Origin of the sequence: Kaustia mangrovi, assembly GCF_015482775.1 — a bacterium.
Lineage (GTDB): Bacteria > Pseudomonadota > Alphaproteobacteria > Rhizobiales > Im1 > Kaustia > Kaustia mangrovi.
Window position 1 is genome coordinate 1,245,142 of the sequence record NZ_CP058214.1, and the last position, 14,385, is coordinate 1,259,526.

Here is a 14,385-nt window from a genome sequence, read left to right on the forward strand (position 1 = left end):
GGGGCGGACACCGGATCTGCTCCCGTCCCGCCCTTACACGGGGCCGTTATCCGCCCCGCCCCGGGAAAGATTGCCCCGGACCGCCTTCAGTGCGCGGCGGAAATCCTCCACCTCCCGGTCGCTGAACCCTCGCGTCGCCATGGTCCGCACCTGGCGGCCGATCTCGCGGATGCGTTTCAGGATGTCTTCCGCCTCTCGCGTCGGGCGGACCAGCTTGGCGCGCCGGTCCCCGGATCGGGCTCTCGCGCGACGAGGCCCCGGGCCTCCAGCCGGTCGAGGAACCCGACAAGCGTCATCGGCTCGATGCCCATCTTGTCGGCCAGCACGGCCTGGCGCACCCCGCCATAGTGATCGGCATAGGCAAGCGTGCGTGCTTCCCCCGCCGTCAGGCCGAGGCCGGCCGTCGCGAGCGCATATTCGAAACGCCTGCGCAGGAGGCGCGAGACGTCGACGGTCAGGAAGCCGATACTCTCGAAGGACTGGTTCGACATAAGCGGAATTTTGAAAAATACGGTTCCCTTACCATATGGCTTGTTGAGCTCTCGCTTCAAGCGACGAGCGATGATCGTTGCACTGCAACACGCGATGGCTATAGTGCGCGCGACAATGACGAGCGCGGCATGAGCCGTCGGATGGCTTTCCGCACCAAACCCGAGCGTAATTCATGAATCTTCGCAACATAGCGATCATCGCGCATGTCGATCACGGCAAGACGACCCTGATCGACCGTCTCCTGGCGGAGTCCGGCGCGTTCAGGACCAATCAGAAGGTTGCCGAGCGCGCCATGGACTCCAACGATCTGGAGCGCGAGCGCGGCATCACCATTCTCGCCAAGGCGACTTCCGTGGTCTGGAAGGACACGCGCATCAATATCGTCGACACGCCGGGTCACGCCGATTTCGGCGGCGAGGTGGAGCGCATCCTCAACATGGTCGACGGCGCGGTCCTTCTGGTCGACGCCGCCGAGGGGCCGATGCCGCAGACGAAGTTCGTCGTCGGCAAGGCCCTCAAGATCGGGTTGAAGCCCATCGTGGCCATCAACAAGATCGACAAGCCCGACGAGCGCCACGAGGCGGTGATCGACGAGGTGTTCGACCTGTTCGTGGCGCTCGGCGCCAATGACGAGCAGCTCGATTTCCCGATCCTCTACGGCTCCGCCAAGGAAGGCTGGATGGCGACCGATCCGGCGGGCCCGCGCGACACCATGGCGCCGCTCTTCGATCTGGTGCTGGAGCGGGTGCCGGCGCCGACGGTCGAGCCCGGCCCCTTCCAGATGCTCGCCACCACCATCGAGGCGGACGCCTATCTCGGCCGCATCCTCACCGGGCGGATCAAGTCCGGCCGGGCCGTTCCGAACATGGCGATCAAGGCACTCAACCGCGACGGCCGTGTCGTCGAGCAGGGCCGCATCGCGAAGGTCCTCGCCTTCCGCGGCCTCGAGCGCCAGCCCATCGAGTATGGCGAGACGGGCGACATCGTCTCCATCGCCGGCCTCAAGACGGCGACGGTGGCCGACACCCTGTGCGCGCCGGACGTCGAGACGCCGATCCCGGCGCAGCCCATCGACCCGCCGACGCTGTCCATGACCTTCCGCATCAATGACGGCCCGCTCGCCGGACAGGAGGGCGACAAGGTGCAGAGCCGCGTCATCCGCGAGCGCCTGTTGCGCGAGGCGGAGGGCAATGTGGCGCTCAGGATCGGCACCACGAGCGACGCGGACGCCTTCGAGGTCTCCGGCCGCGGCGAACTGCAACTCGCCATCCTGATCGAGACCATGCGCCGCGAGGGCTTCGAGCTCACCGTCGGCCGCCCGCGCGTCGTCATGCGTCGCGACGAGGAGACCGGCCAGCTCATGGAGCCGGTGGAAGAGGTCACCATCGATGTCGACGACGAATATTCCGGCACGATCGTGCAGAAGCTGTCGGAGCGGCGCGGCACGCTCCTGGAGATGAAGCCGTCCGGCTCCGGGCGCCAGCGCCTCGTCTTCCACGCGCCGACGCGCGGCCTCATCGGCTATCACGGCGAGCTCCTGTCGGACACGCGCGGCACCGGCATCATGAACCGCGTCTTCCACGCCTATGCGCCGCATGTCGGCGACATTCCCGCGCGCCATACCGGCGTGCTGATCTCCATGAGCGAAGGCGACGCGGTCGCCTATGCGCTGTGGAACCTGGAAGATCGCGGGCCGATGTTCATCGAGCCCGGCACGCGTGTCTATGCCGGCATGGTCGTGGGCGAGCACACGCGCGGCAACGATCTGGAAGTGAATGTGCTCAAGGGCAAGAAGCTCACCAATATGCGCGCCTCCGGCAAGGACGAGGCCGTGACCCTCACCCCGCCGGTCCTGATGACGCTGGAGCGCGCGCTCTCCTTCATCGCCGACGACGAGGTGGTCGAGGTCACCCCCTCCTCCATCCGCCTGCGCAAGGCCATCCTCGACCCGCATGAGCGCAAGCGCGCCGAGCGACGCAAGGCCGAAGCGGAGGTGTGAGGCGGCTCGAGTCCCTCAGGTATTCAGCACCCGTCATCCCCGCAAAAGCGGGGATCCATATCTCTGATGCCGCAATGGATTCCTGCTTTCGCGGGAATGACGAAAAAATGGGATTCAGCGTTCGACGTTCCGCTCGAGCGCGCGGCGTTCGGCGGCGCGCAGGCGCTCCGACTCCGACTTGAGCTGGCCGCAGGCCGCCATGATGTCTCGTCCGCGCGGAGTGCGGATCGGGCTTGCATAGCCCGCCCGGTTGACGATCTCCGCGAAGCGCTCGATCTGATCCCAGTCGGAGCACTCATAGGGGCTTCCGGGCCAGGGATTGAACGGGATCAGGTTGATCTTGGCGGGAATGCCCCTGAGCAGCTGGACCAGCCGCCGGGCATCGGCGACGCTGTCGTTCACATCCTTCAGCATCACATACTCGAAGGTGATGCGGCGCGCATTCGACAGGCCCGGATAGGCCCGGCAGGCCTCCAGAAGCTCCGCGATCGGATATTTCCTGTTGAGCGGCACGAGCCTGTCGCGGACCTCGTCCGTCGTGGCATGGAGCGAGATGGCGAGCATCACGCCGATTTCCTCGCCGGCGCGCGCGATCGTCGGCACCACGCCCGACGTCGACAGCGTGATGCGGCGGCGCGAGAGCGACAGGCCCTCATTGTCGGAGACGATCTCCATCGCCGTCTTCACATTGTCGAAATTGTAGAGCGGCTCGCCCATGCCCATGAGCACGATATTGGTGACATAGCGCCCGGCCAGCGGCGGATTGGGGTTGGCGGCCAGCGCGTCCGGCCACTCGCCGAGCCGGTCGCGGGCGACGAGAAGCTGGGCGACGATCTCGCCGGCGGTCAGATTGCGCACCAGCGTCTGCGTGCCCGTATGGCAGAAGGTGCACGACAGGGTGCAGCCCACCTGGCTGGAGACGCACAGCGTGCCGCGATCCTCCTCCGGGATGTAGACGGCCTCGACCTCGTGGCGCTGGCCGAAGGGGCCCGACGGCGCGAGCCTGAGGAGCCATTTGCGCGTGCCGTCCTCGGAGATCTGCTCCGAGACGATCTCCGGGCGCTCCAGCGTGAAGGCGTCCGACAAGCGGTCCCTCAGCGTCCTGGAGATATCGCTCATCTCGTCGAAGGAGCGCGCGCCGCGATTGTAGATCCAGCGCCAGAGCTGGGCCGTGCGCATGCGGATCTGGCGCTCGGGAATGCCGAGCCCGGACAGTGCGGCCGCGAGCTCGGCGCGCGAGAGCCCGACAATGGGCGCAAGACCGGCAGCGCCGGTCTCGGCCGGCGCCGTATCGCTGCCGGGAACGGCCGGGGCCGCGGGGCCGGCATTCTGCCGGGATATGTCGAGCGTGATTGCCATAAAGCCATGCACGCGCCGCCTCCGGGGCGGCACGTGCCTCCTTCCGCGCCGACGGTTCGGCGCACCATACCATATTGCCTGCGATCAGGTCGCGCGTACCGGGCCGTCTGTCAAGGCCCGTCAGCCAGCCGCACGGGCCCTTACGGGCATTCCTGGTCGATCTTGCCCATGGCCGCGGTCACGCCGCGCAGGGAATATTTGTCCGTCGTCACCGTGCCGCGCCACGAGGTGCCCTTGATCACGAGATCGATGCCACGCTTCATGGCATTGACCATCTCGCTGTCCTTCGCCTTGGAATCGAGCCAGGCGCCGTCGCCGCTGGTGAACATCTGGAAGGTCGATCCGCCGATGGTCGCGCTGGCCGTCGATCCCTTCTTGAAGGGATAGCCGATGATCGTCGACACCTCGTTGTGCACCTTCTCCCCCGGGCGGTGCGTGATCAGCATGAAGATCGGGTCCCGGCGGACATCCTTCGGCTCGGAGTCCTTCGGCTGGGACACGATGTAGCACACCTTCCCCTTGTCGGAGTCGTAGGTATAGGCGGCCCAATCCTCGTACTCGCCGAGCAATTGCGGTTCCTGGGCCCGCGCCAGGTCGGGCGACAAGATGAAAGCCGCAATGGCGGCGATCGTCAGCGTAACGAGCGTTCTGCGTGTGGTCATCAGCAGCGTGCTCCTTCGGCAAGCATCCCTGAGATCAGTCCGTACCCGGCGAGGTCGTCCGGGCGGGTGGACGGTGATCGGCCTCTCGGTCGGGGCAGCCGGCCCGCATCCTTAAGGATGGAACGGCCCGCCCCGGCGGTGATGTGACAACAGCCCTAGCCGGACGAACAGCGGAAATCAACCCTACGTCATCGAACCGGCGGCAAACTCAACTTATAGGGGAATTTTCCCTCATGCTTCAAGCTAACGAAGAATCCCTGACCGATTATGGCAGGCGATTCATGAACAATTCCTGTGCGCCCGTCATCCTCTCAGCCGCGGCCCGCCATGCCGGTGTTCGGGAAGGGCCTCCACCGGTCCGCCGGCCTTCACCGGGCGCGGCGCGTACCGTCCGAGGCTGCGCACCCTGTCATACATGACAATCGCGCCGGCCATCGCGACATTTATGCAGAATGACGTGGGAATCTGCACCACGAAATCGCACCGGTCCACAAGCTCCGGCGACAGCGATCCCCGCTCCGGCCCCAGGACATAGGCCGCCCTCGCGGGATGCCGGAAGCTCGGCAGCGCCACCGCCTCGTCCATGAGCTCGATGCCGACGAGCCGGCAGCCGCGCGGCAGGGCCATCTGCGAAACGCTGTCCCAGGCATAATTCGGCAGGTGCTCGGGCGACTTGGAGGTGTCGGAGCGCGTCTCGCGCACGGTGAACGCCGCGTCGATGGTGAAGAAGAAGCTCGCGCCGAAGGCATGCGCCGACCGCATGAGGTTTCCGAGATTCATCGGCTTGCTCAGCCGCTCCACACCGATGCCGAAATATCCGCGCACACTTCTGTCTCCCGATAAGGCAAACCGATCCTGCGGCTCCGCTATAGCCGCTGCGCGGCCCTGTCCGCAAGCGCAGGCCGTCGCCGGCCGGTATTCGCCGCCTTGGTCGCGGACGCCATTTCGGGTAAAGCTCCAACGCTGGAGACAACAGGCCGTCGAACAACGGGGAGGTCGCATGAAGGCCGTTCTGTGCAAGAGCTACGGGCCACCGGACACGCTGGTGGTGGAGGATGTGCCGGCGGCGGAGGCCGGCGCGGGCGAGGTCGTGATCCGCGTCCGGGCCGCCTCGCTGAACTTCTTCGACGCGCTGATCATCGAGAACAAGTACCAGTTCAAGCCCGAGCTGCCCTTCTCGCCGGGCGCGGAGGTCGCCGGCGTCGTCTCCTCCGTCGGCCCGGATGTCGACGGCATCGCGCCGGGCGACCGCGTCATGGCCTATCTCGGCTGGGGCGGCGCGCGCGAGGAGGTCAAGACCCGCGCCGATGCGGTGGTCCGCCTGCCCGACAGCGTGTCCGACGCCGCCGCGGCAACCCTGTCGGTCACCTATGGCACCACGCTACACGCGCTCAAGGACCGCGCCGACCTCCAGCCCGGCGAGACACTTGCCGTGCTGGGCGCGGCCGGCGGCACGGGCCAGGCGGCCATCGAGATCGGCAAGGTCATGGGCGCACGCGTGATCGCCTGCGCCTCGTCCGCCGACAAGCTCGACTTCTGCCGCTCGCTGGGCGCCGACGAGACGGTGAACTACAGCGAGGAGGACCTGAAGGAGCGGCTGAAGGCACTGACCGATGGCCAGGGCGTGGACATCGTCTACGACCCGGTCGGCGGCGACCTCTCCGAAGCCGCCCTGCGCGCCACGGGTTGGCGCGGGCGCTTCCTCGTCGTCGGCTTCGCGGCGGGCGGCATTCCGCGCATTCCGCTCAATCTCGTGCTGCTGAAGGGCTGCGAGCTGGTCGGCGTCTTCTGGGGGGCCTTCATCGCCAACGAGCCGGAGACCCACCGCGCCAACATGGAAACGCTGGTCGACTGGTGCGCCAAGGGCCGCATCCGGCCCCATATCCACCACAGCTATCCGCTGGAGGAAACGCCAGACGCCCTTCAGGCCATCGCCCGGCGCGAGGTCAAGGGCAAGGTGGTGATCACGCCATAGGTCTTGGGTCTTGAACCCCGGGCCTGGCGCCCTGTGCGCCGGGCCGGGAGCCCATGGCCTCAGGCGGTCTCGCCGGTCTCCGCCCCGTCCGGGCGCTCGCCCTCGCGCATGCGGTCGAGGGTCTCGCGGGCGCGGGCGCGATGGGCCGGCGTCATATGGGCGTGGATCAGGCCGAGGGCCGTCATGAGCACAGTGGCGTCATCGGTGAAGCCGAGGCCCATGATGAAATCGGGCAGGACGTCGAACGGCACGACGAAATAGGCAAGCGCGGCGAGGAGAATGGCCTTCACGCGCGTCGGCGTCGCCGGATCGAACGCGCAATAATAGGCCGCGACCGCCTCCTCCGCGAAGGGGATCGTACCGAAGACGCGGGCGAGCTTGCGCCAGAAGCCGCCGCGCACACGCTTCTCGTTCGCCGTCATCACCGCGGGCAGCGCGATCTCGGGAGACCCGAAATCGGGCGCCTCGCCCACAGCGCCGTCGTTCCTCGTCATATCCTCTCCTTGCGGGGCCCGAACGACAGGCCTTCCGGAAATGATATGGCGGCAGGACCCCGCGGACGCAAGGGCGGGCCGGGCCCGGTCACCCCTCGTAGCGCACGCGATAGATCGCGCCGGCATAGTCGTCGGACACATAGATCGTGCCGTCGGGAGCCTCGATCACGTCGACCGGGCGGCCCGCAACATCGCCATCGCGAAGGAAGCCGTCGAGGAACGGTTTCTGCGTGATCGTCCCGTCCTCGCCCCAATGGAGGGAGACGACGCGATAACCGATCTTGGTGGAGCGGTTCCAGGAGCCGTGCTGGCCGACAAGCGCGGCATTGGCGTAGCCCGGCGCCTGCGGATGGCGCAGGAAGCGGATGCTCAGCGCGGCGACATGGGCGGCGAAGCCGTGAACCGGCGGCAGGGGCTCCACATCCGACAGGACCGCGCCGTCTGTCGTGTCCGGATCCTTCACATTGTCGCCATTGAAGAACGGCCAGCCGTAGAAGCCGCCCTTCTCGATGCGGTTAAGCTCGTCGGGCGGGAAATCGTCGCCGAGCCAGTCGCGCCCGTTGTCGACCCCGTAAAGAGCGCCCGTTCCCGGCTGCCAGTCGAACCCCACCGTGTTGCGCAGGCCCGTCGCGAAGATCTCCGGCTCCCCCTCGCCCGGCCGGAAGCGGAGGATGGCCGCGCGCCAGGGCTCCTCCTCCACGCACACATTGCAGCTCGACCCTATGGAGACGTAGAACCAGCCATCCGGCCCCTTCTTGACGGTGCGCGAGGAATGGCCGCCGCCCTCCGGCAGGCCGTCGAGCACGACCGTGCGATCCTCAAGCCCGCCGTCCGGCCCATCATACCGGTAGCGCACGACACGGCCCTCCTCGGCCACATAGAGCGTCGTGCCGTCGTCCTCGAGCCACAGGCCATGCGGCCGGTCGAGATCCTCCGCAAGCGTCACCGCCCCGTCGGACCGCCCGTCGCCATCGCCATCCCGGCGCACCAGCACGATCCCGCCGTCGCGGAAGGTCGACACGATGATATCGCCGTCCGGCGTGAGCTGCATGAGCCGCGCCCCGCCGAGGTCGGAGGCATAGCGGTTGACGACAAACCCCTCCGGCAGCCGGAGCCGGCCATCCATGGCACGGTCCGTGCCGAGCCCGAGGCGTGCCATGGCAAGGCCCACAATGGGAACGTTCACCGGCAGCGCGGCATAGAGGCCGGCCACGACGGCCAGGACCGCGGCAAGCCCCCCTCCCAGAACAATCGGCCATCGGCGCATGGGCCTGCCTCCTCCAGGTTTCGCGCCACGCGGCGCGCCCATAGTGTCATTTGGGACCGCCGGACATGCAGGCAAGAGGCGAGAGGGTGAGAGGGCTCCGGGCCGTCAGTCCGTCTGCGCGGTGTAGCCCGCCGCCTCCACGCCGGCGACGGCGCAGGCCTCGTCATTGTCGGAGGCATCGCCGCTGATACCGACCGCGCCGACGAGGTTGCCGCGTCCGTCGCGGATCAGCACGCCGCCCGGCACCGGCACCAGCGCCCCGCCGGTCAGCCCGTTGAGCGCCTGGACGAAATGGGGCCGCTCCAGCGCCGCATCGTTGAGCCCGCGCGACCCCTGGCCGAGCGCAATCGCGCCATAGGCCTTGCCGTGGGCGACGCCGGGCCGCAGGAAGCTCGTGCCGTCTTGGGCCTGGAAGGCCTTCAGATGGCCGCCGGCATCGAGGACGGCGACCGCGATCGGCTTCAGTCCGAGCTCGCCGGCGCGCTTGAAGGCACCGCGGACGATGGCATTGGCCTTGGCCAGTTTCAGGCTGGACATGTAGGGAACCTCCTCGAAGCTTGAGATGCGGGGTTGAGGCGCCAGCGCCTGCCATACCGTCGTCCGGAATGGGCGCTTGACGTGGGCCACATGGCGGCCGAGGCTATCGCCCGTCAAAGTGCCTTCCCGCCCTATGGACAGCGCCCCTGCCCTTTCGGTCGCCGCGACCGGCTGGACGCAGGCGGACTGTTCCGACACTTTGGGACCGACTATCCCCGAGCGCGTCCGGACCCGCCGGTCCGGACGACGCATGATCCGAACGGAGAAGCCCGTTGCGCAATTTCCAGCTGCCCGGCCGGTCGACGGCCCATGGCGTGAACGGCATGGCCGCCGCCTCCACGCCGCTCGCCACCCTCGCCGCCATCGACGTGCTGCGCCGTGGCGGCAACGCCATCGACGCCGCCATCACGGCCTCCGCCGTCCTGTGCGTGGTGGAACCGCACATGACCGGCATTGGCGGGGACTGCTTCTGCCTGATCGGCCGCGCCGACGGCAGCGTGACCGGCCTCAACGGCTCGGGCCGCGCCGCCATGGCCGCCGACCGGGACTGGCTCGCCGGCGCGGGGCTCGAGGGCGGCATCCCCTCCGACAGCCCCCACGCGGTCACCGTGCCCGGCGCGATCGATGCCTGGGACGTTCTCCTGCGCGACCACGGCACGATCGGCCTGGCCGACGCGCTCGGCCCGGCCATCGCCCTTGCCCGGGACGGGTTCGCCGTCACGCCGCGCGTCGCCCGCGACTGGGCGGGCCTCGTCGACAAGATCGATGGCGACGAGGGTGCGCGCCAGCACCTGCTCCTCGACGGCCGCGCCCCGCAGGCCGGCGAGATCATGCACTTCCCCGCCCTTTCCCGCACGCTGGAAACGATAGCCCGCGATGGCCGGGACGCCTTCTACGAGGGCGCGATCGCGGAGGAGATCGTCACCCTTCTCGCCGCGCGCGGCGGCCGCCTCACCATGGAGGATTTCGCGCGCACGGCCGCGAGCTATGTCACGCCCATCGCGACCGGCTTCGCCGACCACGCCGTCGACGAGATCCCGCCGAACGGCCACGGCATCACCGCGCTGATCGGCCTCAACGTGCTGGAACGGTTCGACATGGCGCGCTTCGCCCCCGACAGCCCGGAGCGCTACCACCTGCAGACGGAGGCCATGCGCCGCGCCTATATGCTGCGCAACCGCTATGTGGCCGATCCCGACCATGCCGACGTGCCGGTGGAGGCGCTGCTGTCGGCGGAAACAGCCGACCGCCTCGCCGGCGAGATCGATCTCGCCCGGACCATGCCGGCCAACCCTCTGGAGCTCGCGCCGACCGGCACCGACACGATCTATCTCACCGTGGTCGACAAGGACCGCACGGCCGTCTCCTTCATCAACTCCGTCTTCGCCGGCTTCGGCTCCGGCATCGTGACGCCCAGGACGGGCATCGCGCTCCAGAACCGCGGCTGCGGCTTCGTCACCGATCCCGCCCACCCGAACTGCATCGGGCCCGGCAAGCGCCCCATGCACACCATCATTCCCGCCCTCGTGCGCCGCGACGGCCGCGTCATCCTCTCCTATGGCGTGATGGGCGGGCAGTATCAGCCGATGGGCCACGTCCATGTGGCGCTCAACACGCTCGTCTATGGCATGGACGTCCAGGAGGCGCTCGACTTCCCGCGGTCCTTCCACGACGACGGCGCCCTCATTCTGGAGGACGGGGTTCCGGCCGCGACGCGCGAGGCGCTGGCCGCCATGGGCCACACGGTCAAGGCCGCCGATGCCCCGCTTGGCGGCGGCCAGGCCATCGCCATCGACCGGGCCCGGGGAACGCTCGTCGGCGGCTCCGACCCCCGCAAGGACGGCCAGGCGCTCGGCTACTGACTGCCACAACCGCGGCCACCCATAGGTTGCATGGGGTAGAGGTCGTTAACCAATGCCTCCTATGGTGTCGCGGTCACGGACACTCGGCCTGGCCGCGGAGCATGAGGGACGCCCCGGCCGGACCACAGGGGGGACGGCAGCCTTGGTCAAGGATCGAGCTTCGAATGCGCACGGTATCCGCGATGGCAGCGCGCGCGGCGACGCCGGACACGCGCGCGCCGACGACGGGGAGCTCAGTGTCCGCCAGGCGGTGATCGCCGCCGGCGGGGTCGCCTATCGCTGGTCGGTCGGCAGCGACCGGATCGTGTGGAGCGACAATGTGGCCGACGTCCTGGCCGATGCCGATCCCTCGCTCATCGCCACCGGCCGCGGCTATGCGAGCCTCCTCGACGCCGACAGCACGGACACGCGCTACGACGCGGTGATGGCCGGCGACAGGATCGACCACGGCGCGGGCGTGCCGTTCCAGGTGGAATACCGCCTGCGCCCGCGCGGGCGCGCCACACCCGATGCCGTCTGGGTGGAGGATGCCGGACGGTGGTTCGCCGGATCCGACGGGCGCCCTGCCGAGGTCTTCGGCATGATCCGGAATGTCAGCGAGCGGCGCGAGCGCGAGGAGCAGCTTCGCTATCTGTCCACCTACGATCCCCTGACGGGCCTCCTGAACAGCAACCGCCTCGCAGAAGCGCTCGAGGACACGCTGTCCCGGGCCCAGCGCGCGGGCACCTCCTGCGCGCTTCTGCTCGTGACCATCGACAATCTCGACACGGTGAACGAGGCCTATGGCTTCGATATCGCCGACACGGTGATCACCACGGTGTGCGCGCGCCTGGAGGCGATCATGCGGACGGGCGACGTCATCGGGCGCTTCGCGGGAAACCGGTTCGGCCTCGTCCTCGACAATTGCCGCGACGACGAGATGGCCGTCGCCGCTGAGCGTTTCCTCGCCTCCGTGCGCGACACGGTGGTGGAGACGGGTCACGGGCCGGTCTGGTCCACCATATCCATCGGCGGCGTCGCCCTGCCGCGCTATGGCGACACGATGAGAGACGCCATAGGCCGGGCGGAGGAGGCGCTCACCGAGGCCCGGCGCCATCCGGGCGACTGCTTCGTGGCCTACCGTCCGTCCGAGGAACGCTCGCGCAGACGCAGCCGCAACATGCATGCCGCAAGCGAGATTCTCGCCGCGCTGAAGGAGGACCGCCTGGTCCTCGCCTATCAGCCGATCATCGACGCGCAGACGGGCCGGCCCGTCATGTACGAGGCGCTGCTGCGCCTCGCCCGCTCGCCCGACGAGCTGGCGCCGGCCTCCGACATCGTGCCCGTCGCGGAGGAGCTCGGGCTCATCCGGCTGATCGACCTGCGCGTGCTCGACATGGTCCTGGAAACCCTGAAACGCTATCCGGCGATCCGCCTGTCCGCCAATATCTCGGGCGTCACGGCGACCGATCCGCGCTGGTTCGCAAGCTTCGTGGAGCGCGTGCGCGACAATGTCGACATCGCCGACCGTCTCGTGGTCGAGGTCACCGAGACGACGGCGCTTTACGACCTGGAGGACACGGCACGCTTCATCGCCCAGCTCCGCGAGCTCGGCTGCGCCGTCGCGGTCGACGATTTCGGCGCCGGCTATTCCTCCTTCCGCAATCTGAAGGAGCTGAATGTCGACATCGTCAAGCTCGATGGCTCCTTCAGCAAGAACCTGCACGGCAACGCCGCGAACCAGATCTTCATGCGCAGCCTGATCGGCCTTGCCGGCAGCTTCGGGCTGAGAACCGTCGCGGAGTGGGTCGAAACCCCGGAGGATGCCGAGCTGCTCAAGGGCTGGGGGATCGATCTGCTGCAGGGCTACCTGTTCGGCAAGGCGGAGACGGGCGCGCCCTGGCAGACCGCAACGGCCGACGCGCCGCCTGCCTCCTTCCCGAACAGCGATGGCTACAGCGCGATCTCGACCGCGCTGTCAGACCTCAACCGCCTCCTCTCGCGACGCACCGGCCGGCCTTCCGATGGCACGCTCCGGGACAACGACAACGCCCCATGCGGGCCGGAGAAACCGCCCCGCCGGGATTGACCGGGACCGGCCCGGCGAGGATCGGGCAGTGCCTAGAGCAACCTGCGTCCAGTCGGACGCAGATCGGTTGCCCTAGCACTTTGAGAACGATCAACTTTTCTGCACTCAGGCGAGTCCAACTGAGTGCAGGTTGATCTAATGCACGACGCCGGTGCCGGAATGGCGCAGGATGTTGAACTGGCCGTAGCTGTCGTCGAGCGCCAGCGAGATCGCACCGTCGGCGGTCGTGCTGGCACGGCCGATCTCGGCGAGCTCGAACTCAATGCCATCGGGAATATCGATGCGCACCCGGTGCTCCTCGCCGGTGGCCGGGCTGACGATCGGCCGTCCGGTGGACGTCAGGACGCCCGGAATGGTGACGTCAGCCCTGCGCCGCTCTATATCGACGGTGAAGTCGATCGGCCTGAACAACGGTTCATGGACCGTGCCCGACATGGCGTGGAAGACCCACCAATGGGTCCGCGCCTCCTCGGTCTCCCCGCCATGGAGCACCGTGGTGAGCGCCTCGCGCTGCTGCCCGTCGGCACGCTCGTCGACAATGGCCTGCATCTCGCCATTGCCCTCGTAGATCGCGCCGGGCCAGGCATAGACCAGGGCGTAGCACAGCCCGTCCAGGGGGACGTCCCCGAACCGCCCGCGCACGATATGCCCGACCTCGAAGCCGCGGCAGTCCCCCTGCTGGGGCGCTGCTCGAACTGACAGGGACATCCGTAGTCGCAATTGCAGTTGCCGAATGCTTCCGCCTCTATGGACCAGTCGATCATCGTCGTCCTCCCCTTGAAGAAAGGTCCCGACGACCAGTCTACTCCTTTTTGCGGCCGGCGAGCGCGTCGATCTGCTGCTGCATGGCGGCGAGCTGCTCGCGCAGGGACTTCAGGTCGTCCTGGCTCTCGCCCTTGCCGGCGCCGGACTGGCCGCCGCGCGGCTGGGACGATTGCGGCATCCCCTGCTCGTCGTCGCCGGTGGCCGCGAAGGGGTTGAACATCGACATGGCCTTCTCGAACAGCACCATGTTCTGCCGCGTCTGCTCCTCCATCGCCTTGAAGGGGTCGCCGCCGAAGGCCTGCTCGATCTGGGCGCGCAGCTTCTCCTGCTCGCGGGTGAGAAGCTCGATGGAAAACTCCAGATAGCGCGGGACGAGGGCCTGCATGTTGTCGCCATAGAACCGGATGAGCTGGCGCAGGAACCGGATGGGCAGGAGGTTCTGCCCGCTCTTGCTTTCCTCGTCGAAGATGATCTGGGTGAGCACCGAGCGCGTGATGTCGTCGCCCGACTTGGCGTCCTTCACCTCGAAGTCCGTCCCCTGCTTGACCATCTCCGCGAGATCGTCGAGCGTCACATACGAACTCGTCGCCGTGTTGTAGAGGCGGCGATTGGCGTATTTCTTGATCGTGACGAGGGGCTCGCCCGCATTCGTTTCGTCATTCACGGCGACTGTCCTCCCGAACCGCTTGCCTGCGTGTTCCGTTGTGCGATTCCTCTTATTCTCGCAGGTGCGAATGATTAAGTGCAAGGCAGAAAAGCGACGCAAAAAACGGCAGGAAAGCGCACCCGGCTTCGGATCCGGGCGGCGTCGGGTGGGCTTTCTCGCGCTGTTATGCTTTCGTCCACGCGACGATTTATGCTTTGCACAAGCCTGGCCCGGACCTGAATAATGGCGCCTGAGCGAT

The 14,385-nt window shown here is 67.8% G+C and carries 13 protein-coding genes; 4 read left to right on the forward strand and 9 right to left on the reverse strand.

Going from position 1 to position 14,385, the window contains the following annotated elements; genetic code table 11:
* Positions 1 to 176: 176 nt before the first annotated feature.
* Complete coding sequence (locus tag HW532_RS05910; RefSeq protein ID WP_246479571.1) at positions 177 to 491, reverse strand: MarR family winged helix-turn-helix transcriptional regulator; 315 nt, start codon at positions 489 to 491, stop codon at positions 177 to 179.
* Positions 492 to 664: 173 nt separating this feature from the next.
* Here HW532_RS05910 and typA point away from each other — a divergent pair, with 173 nt between their 5' ends.
* The gene (gene typA / locus HW532_RS05915; protein WP_213163507.1) at positions 665 to 2,491 is read left to right on the forward strand and encodes a translational GTPase TypA; all 1,827 of its coding nucleotides are present in this window, start codon (positions 665 to 667) and stop codon (positions 2,489 to 2,491) included.
* Between the two features lie 114 nt (positions 2,492 to 2,605).
* On the opposite strand, the gene rlmN is transcribed toward typA, so the two are convergent.
* The 3 genes from rlmN to HW532_RS05930 all read right to left on the reverse strand — a co-directional run bounded on the left by rlmN (position 2,606) and on the right by HW532_RS05930 (position 5,337).
* Positions 2,606 to 3,850, reverse strand: coding sequence for a dual-specificity RNA methyltransferase RlmN (rlmN, locus tag HW532_RS05920; protein WP_213164443.1), 1,245 nt, complete (start codon positions 3,848 to 3,850; stop codon positions 2,606 to 2,608).
* A gap of 140 nt (positions 3,851 to 3,990) precedes the next feature.
* Positions 3,991 to 4,512, reverse strand: a complete 522-nt coding sequence (locus tag HW532_RS05925) for an invasion associated locus B family protein (RefSeq protein ID WP_213163508.1) — start codon at positions 4,510 to 4,512, stop codon at positions 3,991 to 3,993.
* Positions 4,513 to 4,815: 303 nt separating this feature from the next.
* A complete protein-coding gene (locus tag HW532_RS05930) occupies positions 4,816 to 5,337 on the reverse strand; it encodes an RNA methyltransferase (protein WP_246479572.1) in 522 nt (173 codons plus the stop codon).
* A 175-nt stretch (positions 5,338 to 5,512) separates the two neighbouring features.
* Between HW532_RS05930 and HW532_RS05935 the strand changes: the two genes are divergently transcribed.
* Entirely contained in the window at positions 5,513 to 6,487 is a 975-nt protein-coding gene (locus HW532_RS05935) for an NADPH:quinone oxidoreductase family protein (protein WP_213163510.1), read from the forward strand.
* Positions 6,488 to 6,546: 59 nt separating this feature from the next.
* Here the strand turns inward: HW532_RS05935 and HW532_RS05940 are convergent, their stop codons facing one another.
* The 3 genes from HW532_RS05940 to HW532_RS05950 all read right to left on the reverse strand — a co-directional run bounded on the left by HW532_RS05940 (position 6,547) and on the right by HW532_RS05950 (position 8,785).
* Positions 6,547 to 6,981: a YkvA family protein gene (locus tag HW532_RS05940; protein WP_213163511.1), complete on the reverse strand. Its 435-nt coding sequence runs from the start codon at positions 6,979 to 6,981 to the stop codon at positions 6,547 to 6,549.
* Between the two features lie 88 nt (positions 6,982 to 7,069).
* Complete coding sequence (locus tag HW532_RS05945; protein ID WP_213163512.1) at positions 7,070 to 8,248, reverse strand: PQQ-dependent sugar dehydrogenase; 1,179 nt, start codon at positions 8,246 to 8,248, stop codon at positions 7,070 to 7,072.
* Positions 8,249 to 8,353: 105 nt separating this feature from the next.
* The gene (locus HW532_RS05950; protein ID WP_213163513.1) at positions 8,354 to 8,785 is read right to left on the reverse strand and encodes a GlcG/HbpS family heme-binding protein; all 432 of its coding nucleotides are present in this window, start codon (positions 8,783 to 8,785) and stop codon (positions 8,354 to 8,356) included.
* A 272-nt stretch (positions 8,786 to 9,057) separates the two neighbouring features.
* Between HW532_RS05950 and ggt the strand changes: the two genes are divergently transcribed.
* Together ggt and HW532_RS05960 are read left to right on the forward strand one after the other, a co-directional pair.
* A complete protein-coding gene (ggt, locus tag HW532_RS05955; protein ID WP_213163514.1) occupies positions 9,058 to 10,647 on the forward strand; it encodes a gamma-glutamyltransferase in 1,590 nt (529 codons plus the stop codon).
* 142 nt (positions 10,648 to 10,789) lie between these two features.
* Positions 10,790 to 12,715, forward strand: coding sequence for a putative bifunctional diguanylate cyclase/phosphodiesterase (locus tag HW532_RS05960; protein WP_213163515.1), 1,926 nt, complete (start codon positions 10,790 to 10,792; stop codon positions 12,713 to 12,715).
* A 135-nt stretch (positions 12,716 to 12,850) separates the two neighbouring features.
* On the opposite strand, the gene HW532_RS05965 is transcribed toward HW532_RS05960, so the two are convergent.
* Together HW532_RS05965 and phaR are read right to left on the reverse strand one after the other, a co-directional pair.
* Positions 12,851 to 13,423 carry a DUF1326 domain-containing protein gene (locus tag HW532_RS05965; RefSeq protein ID WP_213163516.1) on the reverse strand — a complete coding sequence of 191 codons (573 nt, stop codon included), beginning with the start codon at positions 13,421 to 13,423 and terminating at the stop codon, positions 12,851 to 12,853.
* A gap of 94 nt (positions 13,424 to 13,517) precedes the next feature.
* On the reverse strand, positions 13,518 to 14,144 hold the full coding sequence (gene phaR, locus HW532_RS05970) for a polyhydroxyalkanoate synthesis repressor PhaR (RefSeq protein ID WP_213163517.1): 627 nt from the start codon (positions 14,142 to 14,144) through the stop codon (positions 13,518 to 13,520).
* Positions 14,145 to 14,385 lie beyond the last annotated feature (241 nt).

What these genes read in the sequence shown, in the direction of transcription:
- HW532_RS05965 (WP_213163516.1), bottom strand. Translation starts at nt 13,423, where the DNA reads ATGTCCCTGTCAGTTCGAGCAGCGCCCCAGCAGGGGGACTGCCGCGGC.
- HW532_RS05925 (WP_213163508.1), bottom strand. Translation starts at nt 4,512, where the DNA reads ATGACCACACGCAGAACGCTCGTTACGCTGACGATCGCCGCCATTGCG.
- HW532_RS05910 (WP_246479571.1), bottom strand. Translation starts at nt 491, where the DNA reads ATGTCGAACCAGTCCTTCGAGAGTATCGGCTTCCTGACCGTCGACGTC.
- HW532_RS05950 (WP_213163513.1), bottom strand. Translation starts at nt 8,785, where the DNA reads ATGTCCAGCCTGAAACTGGCCAAGGCCAATGCCATCGTCCGCGGTGCC.
- HW532_RS05945 (WP_213163512.1), bottom strand. Translation starts at nt 8,248, where the DNA reads ATGCGCCGATGGCCGATTGTTCTGGGAGGGGGGCTTGCCGCGGTCCTG.
- typA (WP_213163507.1), top strand. Translation starts at nt 665, where the DNA reads ATGAATCTTCGCAACATAGCGATCATCGCGCATGTCGATCACGGCAAG.
- rlmN (WP_213164443.1), bottom strand. Translation starts at nt 3,850, where the DNA reads ATGGCAATCACGCTCGACATATCCCGGCAGAATGCCGGCCCCGCGGCC.
- HW532_RS05940 (WP_213163511.1), bottom strand. Translation starts at nt 6,981, where the DNA reads ATGACGAGGAACGACGGCGCTGTGGGCGAGGCGCCCGATTTCGGGTCT.
- HW532_RS05935 (WP_213163510.1), top strand. Translation starts at nt 5,513, where the DNA reads ATGAAGGCCGTTCTGTGCAAGAGCTACGGGCCACCGGACACGCTGGTG.